The sequence below is a fragment of the Exiguobacterium sp. s101 genome (assembly GCF_018617835.1).
In the GTDB taxonomy this organism is placed as follows: domain Bacteria; phylum Bacillota; class Bacilli; order Exiguobacteriales; family Exiguobacteriaceae; genus Exiguobacterium; species Exiguobacterium marinum.
In genome coordinates, this window is sequence record NZ_JACSKX010000008.1 from 114991 (window position 1) to 131283 (window position 16293).

15 protein-coding genes are annotated in these 16293 nt (G+C 49.5%); 12 read left to right on the top strand and 3 right to left on the bottom strand.

The window, feature by feature from the left end; all coding sequences use genetic code 11:
• Positions 1-15: 15 nt before the first annotated feature.
• The 5 genes from KNO76_RS08720 (at position 16) to KNO76_RS08740 (ending at position 4698) form a co-directional block, all read left to right on the top strand.
• On the top strand, positions 16-222 hold the full coding sequence (locus KNO76_RS08720; RefSeq protein ID WP_026825310.1) for a PLD nuclease N-terminal domain-containing protein: 207 nt from the start codon (positions 16-18) through the stop codon (positions 220-222).
• Positions 219-1067 (top strand): ABC transporter ATP-binding protein, encoded by an 849-nt coding sequence (locus KNO76_RS08725; protein ID WP_214703329.1) that lies wholly within the window; start codon positions 219-221, stop codon positions 1065-1067. Before KNO76_RS08720 ends, KNO76_RS08725 begins: the two co-directional genes overlap by 4 nt.
• On the top strand, positions 1067-1825 hold the full coding sequence (locus KNO76_RS08730) for an ABC transporter permease (RefSeq protein WP_214884774.1): 759 nt from the start codon (positions 1067-1069) through the stop codon (positions 1823-1825). The genes KNO76_RS08725 and KNO76_RS08730 overlap by 1 nt, the downstream gene beginning before the upstream one ends.
• A gap of 103 nt (positions 1826-1928) precedes the next feature.
• Positions 1929-3686 carry a C39 family peptidase gene (locus KNO76_RS08735; protein ID WP_214884776.1) on the top strand — a complete coding sequence of 586 codons (1758 nt, stop codon included), beginning with the start codon at positions 1929-1931 and terminating at the stop codon, positions 3684-3686.
• A gap of 112 nt (positions 3687-3798) precedes the next feature.
• Positions 3799-4698, top strand: coding sequence for a CAP domain-containing protein (locus KNO76_RS08740; RefSeq protein ID WP_214884779.1), 900 nt, complete (start codon positions 3799-3801; stop codon positions 4696-4698).
• An 84-nt stretch (positions 4699-4782) separates the two neighbouring features.
• Here KNO76_RS08740 and KNO76_RS08745 read toward each other — a convergent pair whose 3' ends face one another.
• On the bottom strand, positions 4783-5178 hold the full coding sequence (locus KNO76_RS08745; RefSeq protein ID WP_214884782.1) for a hypothetical protein: 396 nt from the start codon (positions 5176-5178) through the stop codon (positions 4783-4785).
• Between the two features lie 146 nt (positions 5179-5324).
• On the opposite strand from KNO76_RS08745, the gene KNO76_RS08750 reads away from it, so the two are divergent.
• The 3 genes from KNO76_RS08750 to KNO76_RS08760 are packed head-to-tail and all read left to right on the top strand — an operon-like array spanning position 5325 to position 8489.
• On the top strand, positions 5325-6257 hold the full coding sequence (locus KNO76_RS08750; RefSeq protein ID WP_214884792.1) for an ABC transporter ATP-binding protein: 933 nt from the start codon (positions 5325-5327) through the stop codon (positions 6255-6257).
• Positions 6258-6268: 11 nt separating this feature from the next.
• The gene (locus tag KNO76_RS08755) at positions 6269-7402 is read left to right on the top strand and encodes an ABC transporter permease (RefSeq protein WP_214884794.1); all 1134 of its coding nucleotides are present in this window, start codon (positions 6269-6271) and stop codon (positions 7400-7402) included.
• Positions 7389-8489, top strand: coding sequence for an ABC transporter permease (locus KNO76_RS08760; RefSeq protein WP_214884796.1), 1101 nt, complete (start codon positions 7389-7391; stop codon positions 8487-8489). The genes KNO76_RS08755 and KNO76_RS08760 overlap by 14 nt, the downstream gene beginning before the upstream one ends.
• Positions 8490-8530: 41 nt before the next feature.
• Here the strand turns inward: KNO76_RS08760 and KNO76_RS08765 are convergent, their stop codons facing one another.
• Positions 8531-11215: an HD domain-containing phosphohydrolase gene (locus KNO76_RS08765; protein WP_214884814.1), complete on the bottom strand. Its 2685-nt coding sequence runs from the start codon at positions 11213-11215 to the stop codon at positions 8531-8533.
• Between the two features lie 203 nt (positions 11216-11418).
• Here KNO76_RS08765 and KNO76_RS08770 point away from each other — a divergent pair, with 203 nt between their 5' ends.
• The 3 genes from KNO76_RS08770 to KNO76_RS08780 all read left to right on the top strand — a co-directional run bounded on the left by KNO76_RS08770 (position 11419) and on the right by KNO76_RS08780 (position 14905).
• Positions 11419-11727 (top strand): PadR family transcriptional regulator, encoded by a 309-nt coding sequence (locus KNO76_RS08770; RefSeq protein WP_214884817.1) that lies wholly within the window; start codon positions 11419-11421, stop codon positions 11725-11727.
• Positions 11728-11731: 4 nt separating this feature from the next.
• Positions 11732-12916, top strand: coding sequence for a chromate efflux transporter (chrA, locus tag KNO76_RS08775; RefSeq protein ID WP_214884820.1), 1185 nt, complete (start codon positions 11732-11734; stop codon positions 12914-12916).
• A 153-nt stretch (positions 12917-13069) separates the two neighbouring features.
• Positions 13070-14905, top strand: coding sequence for an acyltransferase family protein (locus KNO76_RS08780; protein ID WP_214884823.1), 1836 nt, complete (start codon positions 13070-13072; stop codon positions 14903-14905).
• A gap of 138 nt (positions 14906-15043) precedes the next feature.
• Here KNO76_RS08780 and KNO76_RS08785 read toward each other — a convergent pair whose 3' ends face one another.
• Positions 15044-15538: a YdcF family protein gene (locus KNO76_RS08785; RefSeq protein WP_214798259.1), complete on the bottom strand. Its 495-nt coding sequence runs from the start codon at positions 15536-15538 to the stop codon at positions 15044-15046.
• A gap of 184 nt (positions 15539-15722) precedes the next feature.
• On the opposite strand from KNO76_RS08785, the gene KNO76_RS08790 reads away from it, so the two are divergent.
• A complete protein-coding gene (locus KNO76_RS08790; RefSeq protein ID WP_026825291.1) occupies positions 15723-16016 on the top strand; it encodes a hypothetical protein in 294 nt (97 codons plus the stop codon).
• Positions 16017-16293: the final 277 nt, after the last annotated feature.

Here is a 16293-nt window from a genome sequence, read left to right on the forward strand (position 1 = left end):
AAGGAGGTTCTCGCTATGGATATCACAAACGACCCGAATACACTTTTACTCATCCTACTCCCTGTCTTGATTTTGCAACTCATCCTGCTCGTTGTCGCTTTGATCGACCTATTCAAACGCGACGTGACGAACGGCCCGAAATGGGTATGGCTTCTCGTCATCGTCTTCATTAACATTCTTGGACCGATTGTTTACTTCTTATGGGGACGGGCAAAACGATGAAGGTCACACACATTTCGAAACACTTCGGATCGTTCAAAGCACTCGATGATGTCAGTTTTGAGTTGCGCCCTGGGTGCACGTCCTTACTCGGTGAGAACGGAGCGGGTAAGACGACGCTTTTAAACTTGCTCGCCCGTGTCACGAACCCTACAAGTGGTGACGTGAGCGGTCACGTACAAACACGCATCGGTTATTTGCCGCAACGTCCGGCCCTCTATCCGTCTTTGACTCCCGTCGAGACGATTCGATATGCCGCCGAGTTGACAGGTACAAAGCACGTCGACCCCGTCAAACTGTTAAAACGTGTCGGTCTCGAACCGGTCGACCGACCGGCTGCAAACCTATCCGGAGGGATGCGCCAACGACTCGGCATCGCACAGGCGCTCGTGCATGACCCGGAATTATTGTTGCTCGATGAACCAGTCTCCGCACTCGACCCTCGCGGTCGTCGGGAAGTGCTCGATTTATTGAGCGATTTGAAACGGGAGCGAATGATTCTCTACTCTACGCACGTTCTCCCGGATGCCGAAGAAGCGAGCGACTGGGTGCTGCTGCTTCGACAAGGCAAATTGCTCATGGAAGGCACCGTGACCGACCTGCTCGGTTCGAAATCGACCATCGAGTTACGACTCTTCGACGACGAAACGAGTGGAGCGGACTGGAACCAACTAGAAGGTGTGACTCAGACAATCCAACACGGTTCAACGTGGGTATTCGAATCATCGGACCGAAAGCTCGCCGAGCGAGCGATTTTGCGACGAGTCTTGGAACTGAACGTCGTCATCCAATCGCTGCACGTCGGGCATCCGTCTCTTGAGTCCTTATTTTTGGAGGTGAACGCCTGATGCGTACAGCAATCTTCAAACAAGAATGGCGCGAAGCATGGTCGAACAAACGACTCATTTGGATTCCCGTCGCCCTTATGCTTCTCGCCTCGATGCAGCCGATCACACTCTACTTCTTACCGGATATCCTCGCTTCCGGCGGAAATTTCCCTGACGGAACCATCATCGAGATCCCGACCCCAACTTCGGAGGAAGTCTTAATCTCAGTGAGTGAACAGCTTCGCCAAATCGGACTCCTCATCGTCTTATTGGCGGCGATGCATACGTTCAGCCATGAACGGACGAATGGGACACTCGCATGGCTCAAGTCATTACAAATCCCGACATCGCGTATTGTCATCAGCAAATGGGCCCATTATGCCTTATTGACGGTCGGCGGTATTTTGCTCGCACAAACGGCAGCAGCATACTATACAGTGATTCTATTTGATGCATTTGACTCGGTCGATTTTCTCGTGTCGACGGCACTTCTCGTCTGTCATTTCATCGTGCAACTATCTATCTTCTTTTTCATCGCAGCACTTCTAGAGAGCGGCGTGGTTGCTGTCGTCTTGACGCTCGGACTCCACTTCGTCATGTCCCTCTTAATTGGTTGGGTCGACCTTGATTGGATGCCATGGATGCTCGGACCGCTATCGAGCGAGGTGTTACTGACAGAAGTGGATCTCATTTGGCCGCTCCTGACAGGAATCCTCGTTGTCGTCCTCTCGCTTTATGTGGCGTCGAAACGCCTTCGCTTCATGAGTCATTCGGCGTAAACGTCTGACCTTGTAAATGATTCATTTGCCACTATCTTCCCTTGGATAAAAATGGTTATATTATTTTATATAGGATTTTTTGAAAATCGGGAGGCATAACAATATGAACTGGAAGACGACTACAATGTTCAGTTTAATTGCTGGAACCCTCTTCACCTCTCCTCTATCGACTCATGCTGAAGGGTCATTCCAACAGACGGACGACGGCATCGTCTACACCTCGAGTAACGGGACGGTGTTGACGGGTTGGCAAGAAATTGAGGGTCATACGTACTATCTGAACGATGACGGAACGTTCCTTACAGGTTGGCAAGAAATCGAAGACGCTACATATTTTTTTGAGGCAGACGGCCGACTCATCACCGGCCCTTACACTGTCGACGGCACGACATATACATTTGACGAGAACGGAAAACTTCTTACCGGGTGGCAGGAACGGGATGGTCTCGTCTATTATTACGATAAAACCGGTCAACCGGTTACCGGTTTCCAGACAATCTCAGGCAAGCGGTACTACTTCACCGAGGAAGGGGTCCGTCTCTCGGGATGGCAACAGCTTGGTGACGCCAAACATTACTTCTTCCCGGACGGCACAATCCATACGGGCATGTACACAATAGACGGAAAAAAGTACTATCTGATGGAACATGGCGAAATGGCGACTGGTTGGAAAACGATCGGCACGCGTCGCTACTACTTCGGGGATGACGGCAAACGTCGTCAAGGACTCGCCCGCATCGGCGAGAAAATGTATGGCTTCCATCCGTATTATGGATATCGTCTCGAGGGACTTCATCGTATCAACAACCGGCACTATCTGTTCGGAAAATACGGTGACCGTAAGTACGGTCTCCAACGCATTGACGGTGTCATGTACGGCTTTCACCCGACCTACGGCTATCGTCTTGAAGGAATCCATAAATTAAACTCACGTTATTATTCGTTCGACTACTACGGTCGACGCGAATATGGATTCCAGACGGTTGATGGGAAGAAGGTCGGGTTCCATCCTACATACGGTTATCGGCTGCAAGGGAAATTCCGATTGGATGGAAAAACGTATCATTTCCACTCGACCGGCGTCCCCGAAAAAGGCTGGAAATACACGACCCAGTACGAATATTTCGCACCTGCCTTAACGAAAAAGACGGACTGGCAAGCCATTAACGGGAAGTGGCATTACTTCGACACGTTCGGAAAAATGTATCAAAACCGCCGCGTCGGGAACGCCTCGTTCGATGCGCGGGGCGTCTATTCTCAAGCGCTGTCCATCTATAAAATGAGCGTCCCACTCTATCGTCAGTTCCCGATGGGGTACCCGTCTGGCTGTGAGTTCTTCTCCCTCAAGATGGCACTTGAAGAGAAAGGCCGTGCCGTCGGCGCATCCACCTTATACAACGAGATGCCAAAGAGTATGTGGAACGCTCGCTACGAGAACCGGCTATACCGTTGGGTCGACCCGAACGTCATGTTCACTGGTGACCCGAAACGGACGCTCGGCAAATATAAAAACTATGGGATTTATCCAAAAGGTATGATCGGATTTGCCAGCAAATATCGTCCTGTGAAAGACTTGTCCAACCAAGGACTCGGTTCGATTGAACGAGAATTGTCGATGGGCAACCCGGTCATCGTCTGGGCGAGCGTTGACTTCAACAAGCCGTACGGCTACTTCAACTGGTACACCGCCTCGAACAAAAAGTTCACCGGCTACGTCAACTATCACGTCATGTTGGCGACCGGCTATGACAAGTCAAATTTGTACATCAACGACCCGTATCGCGGTCGCTTGGTCATCCCGAAATCAAAAGTGGGCGCCGTCATGGGCGCGACGGGCTGGAAGGCGCTAGCAGTCAGGTAGTCACGAAAGGATGGGCTCACGAAGAGTCCGTCCTTTTTGTAATGAAATGGTAAAACTAAAAATCAGCCATACAATATAGAATATAAGGAGACCCACAAAAGGAGTCGATCAGTTGAAAAAACACATACCTCTACTACTCACGATGATTCTGACCCTCGGTATCATCGGATCACCGCTCGGTACGAATCGGGTGCACGCTTATTACGAGACGTCGATCAACACGACGGGTTATGTGATAAAAATCAGTCAACTCAATGTCCGACAATCCCCTTCATTGAGCGCGAAGCGTCTTGCGCTCATCCCACGGGACGGATCGATGCGTGTCTGTACTTCGTTTCAATTGGACGGCGTACGTTGGTATAAGATTCAATGGGGCAGCGGCTACGCCTATTTGCCGGCAAAGTATGTCCGGTTGTCCACTGCCGAGGTGAAGTTCACGAAACCGACTTATGTCAAACCATCGAGCGTCTACTTAAAGTCACGTCCGTTGACGACATCCTCGAACGTCAAATTCGTTCGTCAAGGCACCGAACTCGAGACCGTCTCTTACCGTTACACCGGTATGACACGATGGTATAAGGTACGTTACGGAACGTACACGGGGTATATCCTCGCCAAACACGTCCGTTTCACATCGCCCGTCAACGTACTGACCGAGACGAATAAAGAGCGGAAGGCTGCCGGCCTCTCTCTTCTCGCTGCTTCGAGCGAGGCGAATCGTGTCGCCCAAGTCCGGGCGGAGGAGATGGCACGTACCGATCAATTCTCACACACGCTCAACGAGAACGGCACACCAGGCGATACGTTAGATGCTTACGGCGTCTCGTACCGTGGCTGGGGCGAGAACATCTATAAAGGGCCAAGCGATCCGGCCCGTGCGGTCGATGCTTGGATGAACAGTAGCGGACATCGCGCGAACATCTTGAAGGCGAATTACACCCATCTAGGAATCGGCAAAGCGACCGATGCCCAAGGGTCGACCATCTATGTCCAAATCTTTTTGACGAAATAACCGATGAAGGACAGTCACCTCGTGGCTGTCTTTTTTTTCCAAACAAAAAGAGCGGATTCTCATCCGCTCCGAACGATACGATTCTCACACCTCATGCTCCTTCACAAGCACACGAAAACGCGGTCGGACGGTCAACTCGATTGACGTCACGGTCCGCTTCCGGTCTTCCGCGAGTACGATCAACAACTCCGCATGGTCCCGCCGGTCTTCTAAAATCTCGACTTTGCTGACCGTTCGAAGCAGTTGATAATAGACCAATTCCCCCTCCTGATTCTTGACACTGATTTCAAACTCGTGATAGCTCGGGGATATTTTAAAGTAAAACTTCTCTTCTTTATTCGTGAATCGAAAAATCGACTCGTCATAGTAAAACGGTAACGTCGAATCCATCCGTTTCGGTTCGACTGTACAAAACGCGGAAAGCACAACTTCGTCTGGGAACAATGCCCCCTCTTGTTTATTGAATTGCCATCCTTTCATACCAATCCTCATTTCAACACAATAATTATCTGAATACTTAGATTATTACATATTTCGATGAATCCGGACAGGTAAATTCATGACAATCAGCGAAAACCATTGGGTAGCATATTGAGAATTATTTTATATAAGAAAGGAGTACACACATGCCAATCATCTCGCTCGACCATGTCACGAAACGATTCGGGGACACGACAGCATTAAATGACCTCAGTCTTCAAGTCGAAGAAGGTGAACTATTCGGCCTGCTCGGTCCGAACGGTGCCGGTAAGACGACCGCCATCTCTGTCATGTTAAATCTGTACGAGGCAGATTCCGGGTCGATTCATATATTCGGACAATCGATGCCAAAAGATGAACTGGCCATTAAACGCCGTGTCGGCATTGTGCCACAACACGTCTCTGTCTATGATCAGCTGACTGTCTATGAAAACATCCAATTCTTCGCCGAACTGTATGGATTCAGTCCAAAAGAAGCGAAACAAAAGACCGAGTCCGCCATTGCCTTCGTCGAACTCGATGCTTATCAAAAGAAACGTCCACCTGAATTATCCGGTGGTCTACTCCGCCGCCTCAATATCGCCTGTGGAATCGTTCATGAACCTGAGCTCATCTTCATGGATGAACCGACCGTCGCCATCGACCCGCAGTCGCGTAACACGATTTTAGAGAATATCCGTGAACTGAATCGTCGCGGGGCCACCATCATCTACACCTCACACTATATGGAAGAGGTCGAGCTCCTTTGCGACCGAATCGCCATAGTCGATGAAGGGAAAATCATTGCCGAAGGGACGCAAGACGAGTTGAAAGACCGTGTGATGACACTCGAGACGGCCCGAATCAAAGTCGATGCGCTTACTCCACACTTGCTCGAGCGACTTGACGCACTCGAACATGTTCAAAAAGTGGAGTATACAGAACCGTACATCGAAGTTTCATTAGATAAAGATACCCCGCTCGCACCGCTCCTTGAGACGCTACATCATGAACATGTACACTTCACGTCCATCACGGTCGACCGTCCTTCCCTCAATACCGTCTTTTTGGCATTGACCGGGAAGATGCTTCGAGAATAGGAGGGCTTCTCATGTGGACTTTCATCAAATACGATGTGAAACAGCGACTAAGGGACCGCACCACAATCTTTTGGATGCTCATCTTCCCACTCATTCTCATCTTCGGCCTCGGGACGATGCTCTCGGCCGTCTTCAGTGACACGTTCAAATTGCCGGTCACGAATGTCGCCTACGTCGAATCGTCGACCGATCAGTACCGCGAGCCGCTCGAGAACTTTTTAAACGAAGAGTACATTCAGGCGTTCATCCGTCTCGCCCCATACGAAGACATCAAGTCTGCCGAACGTGGCGTGAACGACGGGGATGCAGATGTCATCTTACAGCTTGACGGGAGGGACATCACGCTCTTTTATGAAGAACCGACGACTGTTGAGTTCGACGTCTTAGATGCCATCCTCGGGCAATATACGGCAATTGCCAATCAACAGATTACGCTTGCAGAAGCAGGTGTATCGGCCCCATACGAGAATGAAACGTGGCTTGATACGGAGAGTGTCGACTTAGCTGGACGCACCCCGACCTCGCTTGAATATTTCACCGTCACCATCTCCATCATGACGGCTCTATTCGGATCGTTCTATATCACGGCGATGGCACGAGAAGAACAGCCAAACACCGGAAGTTATTTACGCATTCAGGCGGCACCTGTCCGCACAGTTCAATATCGGCTCGCGCGGACGTTCAGCCGCTATGTCATCATTTTGCTACAACTCATCCTCCTGTTTTGGTTCAGTCATTTCGTCTATCGGACCTTTGATTTAGAAAACTTTCAATTCGGATATTTGATCCTCTCCTGGTTTGGGTTGACCGCATACGGGGTCACCATTGGATTTGTCATCGTCAACCTTCCGAAGTTGAGCACGACGACGAAAGATGGGATCGTCAACGGCTTCGTCGCCATCATCATGATCTTATCAGGCGGCTACGTCCCCGGCTTTGATCAGGTGACGCTGAACTATGCACCGTGGGCCGCTTATGTGTTCATGCCGATCTTTATGCGGGACGGGATGCTGTCCGTACTACTTCGCGAAGGTGACATGAGTATGTACTGGCAGAGCCTCGGACTACTCGGAATTCATTTACTCGTCTTGATTGCGGTCAGCTATATTCTCTCGAAAGGGGTGAAACGTCATGGTGCTCATTAGACACGTGGCAAAACGAATGCTAAGGAAGAAAGGACTATGGGTATTCACATTCGTGTCAATGTTCGGTTTCGCACTTATTTTGTCCTTTGTCGGGGGAACGTCAAGCCTGAACGCATCCATCGGTGTCGTCGACCAAGACGGCGGAATCCTTGCCGAGCGTCTGATCGAGGAAGCCGAACGGTTCGGTCGGGTCACCTTGCTTGAAACGAATGAAGAGGACGTTCTGTTAGAAGGAGAAGACATCGTCCTCCTCATCCCTGAGAACTTTACAGAACGTGCCTTCGCTGGCGATATGCCCCGACTTTCCTTCTCCGCGATTGCCGGGAGTGACGCATCTTTGATTGAACAGGCGCTCAACGGTCACTTGTCGCGCGAACGTCAACTGCTTGAAGCGAGTAGGTATGATGAAACCACGTTCGAACAACTTGCGTCACAAGAAACGACGAACGGCTACACACTCTCGAATGAACCATTCCAAGACAGTGTCGCCACGACCGCCCGTACCCAAGCCTTTTTCGGTCTGTTGTCATTCATCATGATGTCAACATTTCTCCAATTCATCCCGATGTTTGTCGCAGACGATCGGGACGAGAAGATTTATGCGCGTTTGTTCGCTACACCTGTGACACCTCGGGGCTATTTCGCATCCCTTCTCCTCGCCTTTTATCTCGTTGGCTTCGTCTATGTGATGCTGTTGATTGGTGTGAGTCTCGCCTTATATGGTCAGGACGTATGGACGAATCTCCCGACCATATTCGCATTGTTCGCTTCCTATCTGCTTGTCTGTCTGGCGTTCGGTGGTCTCATCGCTGTATTTGCGACGAATCGGGAGAAGGCGAATATCTTTCAAATCTCCGTCACGATGGCATCCGCCATCACCGGCGGGGCATTTATTAGCCTTTTGTGGCTACCGGATTCATTAAAGCTGGTCGGTCGTTTCTTACCGACGTATTGGTTGAACAACGGCGTCATCACGATGTACGAGGGGCAGTTCCCCTTCCTCTCCATCCTCGTCATGATTGGTATGACCGGACTTGTTTTTCTGTTCACCATCCTTGTGTTGAAAAAACGACCACTCACCATCTAAAAAAGCGAGGTCTCCTATTCATCTGGAGACCTCGCTTTGCTTTATTGTTGGAGCGTCGGAACGACTTTTTCAAAGAAGACATCGACGAGTGAAGGGTCAAACTGCTTGCCCGCCTCTTCAAGGATGACAGCGAGCGCCTCATCAATCGTCTTCGCTTGCCGATAAGGTCGGCCTGTCACCATCACATCGAATATATCAGCGATGGAGATGATGCGGGAAGCGAGCGGGATTTCATATTCACTCAATCCTTTCGGGTACCCCTTCCCGTCCCATCGTTCATGGTGCGCCAAAACGATTTCAGACAAGGCGATGTATTCAGGTACTGTACTTAAAATGTTGTAACTAATCTCGGGGTGACGTTTGATTTCATGCCACTCGGATTCGGTCAACGCACCTGATTTGTCTAAAATATCGTTGCTGATCGCCACTTTCCCGATGTCATGCAGAATGGCGGCCGTTCGAATCTCATTCACCTCGGCACTCGTGAACCCCATCGCCTCGGCGAGTTGTCCCGCTAAATTGGCGACACGTTGAGAATGTGCCTCCTCACGTGGAGTCTTCTCGTATAGTGTTCGCATGATAATCTGAATGGAATGGTGGCGTCGACTCTGCTTTTCAGAAACCTTATGGTGGTACATCCGATCTTCCGCTAAATTAAACACTTCCGACAAATCGATATTGGAGTCGTGCTTGACCGCTTCACCGAACGAGGCTGAGATTGGTAACCCTTCCACCGTCTTGTCGTGGAAGAGACGACCGAGGCGGTCCGACAGTTGTTTCGCCTCATCGAGCGTCGTGTTTGGAGAGATGACGACAAACTCGTCACCACCTACACGTGCCACTTCATCTTTTGATCGCAGTTCATTACGTAAAATGTTCGCTGCTTCGACAAGTAACTGGTCGCCGACTAAGTGCCCAAACGCATCATTCGTGAGCTTCAACCCGTTAATATCGATGACGATGAGGGAGAGTGGATAGTACTGCTCATCATCATAACGCTCCAACGCCTCTTCAAAGTAACGTCGGTTTTTGATACCCGTCAACTGATCGTGATAACTGAGATATTCAATCTCTTTCTCGTATGTTTTCTTCTCCGTGACATCCCCGATATAGCCGTGCCACAACACATGCCCGTCTGAAATTTTCTCCGGCCGGGATGACCCTAAAATCCAAATCGACCGACCATCCTCGGTCAACACACGAAACTCTGCATCCCAAATTGTCAAATTACGGTAAGATTCATCGATTGATTGCATGACATTCGGATAATCATCCGGATGCATTCGTCGAAACACTAGACTCGCATCTGCCCGTACCGCATCTGCCGAAATCCCTATCATATCTTCAAATCCTTTGCTGAAAAACGGGAAGTTGAAACTACCATCAGGCAACAACTCGAACTGATAGATGGCACCCGGGACTTGATTGGATAGCTTCGTCAACAGACGATCTCGTTCGGCTAATTTTTCTTCTAACTGAACCCGATCCGTCACGTCTTTAGCGACCGCATAAATATAATCCCCTTGAAGTTTGCAGTGCCACTCAATGGAACGATACGTGTCATCAATCGTCCGGAAGCGATTGACAAAACGGAACAACTCTCCCCGTTCCTCCAGTTCCGCAAACGCAGCATCCGTGATGACATCATCGTCCGGATGAATCAGACTAAGAAATTCGATGTTCTCCAACTCATCAAGCGAATATCCTAAAACTCGCTCCCATGTGTCATTTAAATGGAGTGCTTGTCGCGTATTGAATGCCATGATGCATTCCAAGTCGAGAGTGGCGAACCCATCGAACATCGACTTTTTCGTCTCACCCACTTGATGATCTGCTTTTACTAACTGTTCTAGGACATGGACGAGATACAATTCGACAAGTCCTAGGCGGTTCGCCACTTTTCCTTCTTGCATCACAATCGTCAAGTCACCGTATAGAACTCCATCTTTTTCAATTTTGAATAGAACGACCTCTCCGAGCGAGAAAATCCGAAGCAAGTTTTTGACGAGGCGTTTTGGAAGCGCACCGTCAATCAACGGATCGATTCCATCAAATACAAGCGGATTTGGACGATTGAACAGTTCTCGCCGTTTCTCGGTCATCGGCCACTTCTTCCCGACCGGGTGGAAACCGAGTACATCGAGACTTCTCTCTAACATTTCATCCATACCCGATAAGGCGACCGTTGTGTACGACACTCCATCTTTCTCAATCAAATTGAGCGCGACCGCTTTCGCACCTGTGAAATCGCGAATCTGGTCGAGAAATTGTTGATTCATCAATAAATCACTACCAGTCGAGACGAACCGATGGGACACGTTCACAAGTTGCTTGAGCGCATTGTTTTCCTGGACGTGGGGCGTGATATCATGAAACATGACGGACACAAAGCCTTCACGTTCACTAAATACGGACATTTCGAACCATGATTTATTTCGTCGAGAGAAATGTTCAAACGTCACCGTTCCACCCTCGCTAACGACATGTGCCACTTGAATCATCCATTCACGTTCGCTATATTCAAAGTCTTTTAGGGCGCTAGACACTTTTTTTCCGATAAAGTGTTTCCGTTTTGCTTTCATAATCTTCTCAAAGGCAGGATTCACTTCAAAGAACTCATAGTCAGTCGGCTCCGAAGCATTGTCGTAAATCACCTTAAACTCGACGTAGCCTTGGGGCATATGGCGTAACAATGTATCGTATGAAGAATGAATAGGGTTTGTCACGTCACTTCCTCCTCAGCAATTAAAATCTCTCCCTTAGTTTATCTCATTTGTGATACTTTCCCTATTTTTCACGAAGTCATTCCCAACTATCCATTTTTAATTTTTTTTAAAACTGCACGTCGTTCCCTTGCCTCTCTCTAACACGTTTGATAGACTGATTTCGAAAACCGATATCGAATTTCGATAACAAGGAGTTGATACGTATGGAAGACCGCGTCCTACGGAAGTTGTTTCTCGGATTCATCCATATCCATATTTTGCACCACGCCGCGGAACATCCCGTATACGGGGCATGGATGGTCGATGAACTACGCGAACATGGATATGAGATTAGTGCCGGTACGCTCTATCCGATTTTACACGGGATGGAGAAAGAGGGACTCTTGATTCGTGAAAATGAGACGGTCGATGGACACGTCCGCAAAAATTACATAACGACAGAAAAAGGGCTCTCCGTATTACAAGAAGCCCGTCAAAAAGCATACGAGTTATTCAAAGAAATCAAGGAGTGAAGATATGACGACACAACGTGTGACGTTCAAAACGTTACTAGAAATTTTATTCATTTCGACTCGGCTCGGCCTGACCTCGTTCGGTGGCCCGGTCGCCCACCTCGGTTATTTCCATGAGGAGTACGTAAGAAGACGGAAATGGATGGACGAGAAAGCATATGCCGACCTCGTCGCTTTGTGTCAATTTTTACCGGGACCGGCGAGTTCACAAGTCGGAATTGGAATCGGGATCGTCCGTGGGGGTATTTTAGGTGGAATCACCTCGTTCATCGGATTCACGACCCCGTCGGTCGTCGTCCTCATGCTGTTCGCCTTACTGTTGTCGGGACTAGACGTCTCCGATGCAGGATGGCTATACGGCTTGAAAATCGTCGCCGTCGCGATTGTCGCCCACGCCATCTTAGGAATGGCGAGCAAATTGACACCAGATACGAAGACACGGACAATCGCCTTTTTTGCCCTAGCCGGTGTTTTGCTTTGGCAGACGACATTCAGTCAGGTGCTGTTCATTCTCCTCGCGGCACTTGCAGGATTCCTTTTATTCAAGCCGGACCGTCTCGACGCAAAATCGAGTACGTTCCCGATTTCGAAACGACTCGGGGCCATTTTATTGTCGGTATTCGGAGCACTTCTCGTCATCTTGCCGATTTTACGGGAGACGTTCGAGAATCAGACCATCGCCTTGTTTGATAGTTTTTACCGGGCCGGAGCTCTCGTCTTCGGTGGCGGTCACGTCGTCTTGCCATTACTCGAACGTGAACTTGTCCCAGCTGGCTTCCTCAGTGAAGAAGCCTTTCTAGCGGGATACGGTGCAGCTCAAGCCGTCCCTGGACCTCTCTTCACGTTCGCTTCTTATCTAGGAACGGTAATTAACGGCGTACCGGGTGGAATCCTCGCGACGTTCGCCATTTTCCTGCCGGCATTCTTGCTCATCCTTGGGGCACTTCCGTTCTGGGACGCGCTTCGTCACAACCCGAAAGTCGCCGGCGCCCTCATCGGGGTCAATGCGGCAGTAGTCGGAATCTTGATTGCGGCGTTTTACAGCCCGATCTTCACGAGTACCATCAACGATACGGTCGACTTCGTCTTTGCCGCCTTCTTGTTCGTGATGATTGCCTATTGGAAGTTACCACCGTGGGCTCTCGTGATTGCTGGGGTGCTTGGTGGAACGTTGATTAACATGATGTAGTGACAAAGGGACCTTGTGTCCCTTTTTTTAATAGATATGATGTTACTTGATTGTTAATCTTTTGAAACCATTCCCTCTCCCCCACTCGTTATACTGAAGAATGGATTCTAAAAAAAGGAAATGTCCGCTTTAAACTAGAAAGGAAGTGGGGGCATGAAACCACTCAAACATACAACGTATATGCCTGGTCTCGACGGCTTGCGCACGTTTGCCGTTCTGGCTGTGATTTTATATCATTTAAATGTACCTTACATATCCGGGGGATTCCTCGGTGTCGATGTCTTCTTCGTCCTATCCGGTTATTTGATCACCGGTATCTTGATTCGTGAATGGACGAAGACCGGCACGATTGACTTAAAAAAGTTTTACGTCGCACGTTTCCGCCGTCTGTTGCCGGCACTCATTTTGATGCTGTCGCTCGTGATGACGTATGTCACGCTCTTTGACCGTTCCTTACTCGATACCGTGCGACAAGATTCACTGGCCGCGCTAGCTTATGTGAATAACTGGTGGTATATCTTCCATGAAGTCTCGTACTTCGAGAGCTTCGGTAAGCCGTCACCGCTCCAAAATTTATGGTCTCTTTCAATAGAAGAACAGTTTTATGCGGTCTGGCCGTTACTATTATTCGTCGGCCTCACATTCCGAAAACGGTTGCTTCAACTGCTTGCCGCGCTTCTATTCGTCTCCGCTGCCTGGATGGCGTTCCGCTATGTACCGGACGCAGACCCGAGCCGCGTCTACTACGGGACAGACACACGGTTATTCGGTCTTCTCATGGGAGCCATTCTCGCATTCGGTTGGAGACCGGATACATTTAAAGAAGTGATTCCGAACATCGGACGGCACATTTTAAACGTAGTCGGTGCAATCTCATTGATCGCAATTATCGGGATCATCGTCAACGTAAACGCCTACGACACGTTCCTCTATTATGGTGGATTCTTACTTGTCGCGTTCTTATCCGCCCTTTTGATTGCCGCTGTCGCTCATCCGGCGACGATCTGGTCACGGTTATTTGGAAGCGCTTGGCTTCGTGTCATCGGTACGCGGACGTATGGGATTTACTTATGGCACTATCCGGTCATCATCTTGTCCACACCACTGGAGCGACTCGGAACGTTTTCGCCACTACTCGCGGCTGGGCAAATCGCACTCACACTCTTGATTGCCGAATTATCGTACCGCTTCATCGAAACACCGATTCGCCGGAATGGATTCATCGCTTCGGTCCGTCAACTCGTATCGACACCGACGCATCCGAGTGCTCGCTTCGCTGCCACAGCCTGTGCGACCGCGCTCTCGCTTGTCCTCGTCGGAAATCTGACTATTTTGGCGTTCTCTGAATCAAAACCCGCTCAAGATGAGATTCCGGTCGTGAAAGTGCCGATGCCAAAAGACGAGACCCCGGACGTTCCAAAAGAACCGGAATCCGAAGACGCGAAAGAAGTACCGTCAGAAGATGAACCAACAGAAGAGAACAAGCCGTCACCTGAAGCACCAGACGAACGGACATGTCCACCGGCCCTCGCGATTGGCGACTCGGTCATGCTCGGGTTGAACGAATATTTGGCAGATGCCTTCCCGAACATGAAAATCGACGCTGAAATCGGACGACAAGTTCGAGATGCGATTCCGCTCGCGTCCGAGTATCAATCGTATAACGCCCCTGGTCATGTTGTGTTTCTTCACCTCGGGACGAACGGCGCGTTTAAAATGGAGCAGCTCGACACACTGCTCAAGCAGTTCGAGCGAGCAAATGAAATCTATTTGATCAACACACGCGTCCCTCGTCCATGGGAGAGCGAGGTCAACGAAAAACTTGCCCGGGCAAGTAAACTTCATGATAATGTTGCCCTCATCGATTGGCATCAGAAGTCAATCGGAAAAGAAGCTTATTTCGAAAGTGACGGGGTCCACTTGAATATTAAAGGGGCCGAGGCGTTCGGTCACGTGCTGAACGAAAAAATCGGCTGTCAATCCAACTAGGCTCTTGCGGGTGCAAGGGCCTAGTTTTTGATTGACTCAAATACATAATCTCTCGTTTCAGAACCATCGTAAATCGCCGTTTTTCATTCACAATAAAAGTAAATGAAAAAAGAGTGGAATCATCCACTCTTTCCTCGTTCATGTTCGATTGAATACATAACGACCAAGCAACTTCACATACGCCAGTCCTTCACGGATTATATATCTCCCTTTTGCCAGTGGCGGAGTCGGTGCATAGAGTGCATCGCTCTCGAGCTGGAAATAGAGCTTGGCAATGAGACGAGCACGTGGGACATGAAAATCATTCGTCACGATTGTCACGCCCGCTTCTCCCTCCCAAAATGGGCGAGTGTGCTCAAAGTTCTCAACTGTCGAAGTGGATGTGGTTTCGATACAGATCCTAGCCGGGTCAACCCCTTTTGTTATCAGTTCCCGTTCGATTACGAGCGCCTCTGCCATCCCTTCATCCGGTCCTTGTCCACCTGTCGCAATCAATTCCACGTGGGGATGTGCCTTCGCATACGCAGCGGCCACGTCAATCCGATGTTGGAGGGCTCGGGACGGTCTTGTCCCATTCACTTTCGCACCTAGAATGATGACGAACCGATATGTCCCTATCGCGTTCTTTCTCATGTTGTCACCTCTTACTTAAGCATTCTCTTCTAACCATACTCAAAGACAGACTCGAATGCACGAATCCGCCCTTTTACAAATTAAAGTAATTATTTTGTCATTAATATGAAATTATCATTTCAAATAACCAAAAATTGTTTTATGATGAGAGAGGTAAGACTTCTTGAGGGAGGACTGGTGACCCATGACAGATTCAGATAAATGGTTATCCACCCGCTTCTCGTATACACGCGATGCACGACTGTTTGCAGAGATTGAAGTCATCGAGCTCGACCCGTCTCACTATAAGTTCGTGATTCATCCGATGCCGCTTGGCGCTGGAGAATCGCCTTACATGCGACAAGGTCCCCTCGATTCAGGTCATCTCCCCTCTGCATTTGCCGACGTGAGCAGTGTCTATACGAGACAGCTTGATTGCTTACGTGCCGCGACACGTCTTGTCTCTTCGATTGGACCGGCTCGCTTCACGACCCATTAACTAAAATAGCGGAGCCACTTGCTGGCTCCGCTCAGCTTGTTGACGAACCAGGTCGCATCTTGCGACCTGGTTCGTCCTTTTTTGTGGTTCCCGGTTTCTTGAGGCGTTCTGCCCCTATAAAATTGAAGAAATGCTATGTAGACAGTCTTTTCTGGCCAACAGATTGGCCAGCTTCTTCATGTTTTGTACGGTGGCTGCCACCAGATTGGCGCGTTGGACCTTCTTGATCCCCCCTGTAGAAGGTGAAACGGAGCCCGTGGAGCTCTTTCCCGTCGGC

Coding starts and splice junctions, on each gene's coding strand:
- KNO76_RS08720 (WP_026825310.1), top strand. CDS start 16: ATGGATATCACAAACGACCCGAATACACTTTTACTCATCCTACTCCCT.
- KNO76_RS08725 (WP_214703329.1), top strand. CDS start 219: ATGAAGGTCACACACATTTCGAAACACTTCGGATCGTTCAAAGCACTC.
- KNO76_RS08730 (WP_214884774.1), top strand. CDS start 1,067: ATGCGTACAGCAATCTTCAAACAAGAATGGCGCGAAGCATGGTCGAAC.
- KNO76_RS08735 (WP_214884776.1), top strand. CDS start 1,929: ATGAACTGGAAGACGACTACAATGTTCAGTTTAATTGCTGGAACCCTC.
- KNO76_RS08745 (WP_214884782.1), bottom strand. CDS start 5,178: ATGAAAGGATGGCAATTCAATAAACAAGAGGGGGCATTGTTCCCAGAC.
- KNO76_RS08750 (WP_214884792.1), top strand. CDS start 5,325: ATGCCAATCATCTCGCTCGACCATGTCACGAAACGATTCGGGGACACG.
- KNO76_RS08755 (WP_214884794.1), top strand. CDS start 6,269: ATGTGGACTTTCATCAAATACGATGTGAAACAGCGACTAAGGGACCGC.
- KNO76_RS08760 (WP_214884796.1), top strand. CDS start 7,389: ATGGTGCTCATTAGACACGTGGCAAAACGAATGCTAAGGAAGAAAGGA.
- KNO76_RS08770 (WP_214884817.1), top strand. CDS start 11,419: ATGGAAGACCGCGTCCTACGGAAGTTGTTTCTCGGATTCATCCATATC.
- chrA (WP_214884820.1), top strand. CDS start 11,732: ATGACGACACAACGTGTGACGTTCAAAACGTTACTAGAAATTTTATTC.
- KNO76_RS08780 (WP_214884823.1), top strand. CDS start 13,070: ATGAAACCACTCAAACATACAACGTATATGCCTGGTCTCGACGGCTTG.
- KNO76_RS08785 (WP_214798259.1), bottom strand. CDS start 15,538: ATGAGAAAGAACGCGATAGGGACATATCGGTTCGTCATCATTCTAGGT.
- KNO76_RS08790 (WP_026825291.1), top strand. CDS start 15,723: ATGACAGATTCAGATAAATGGTTATCCACCCGCTTCTCGTATACACGC.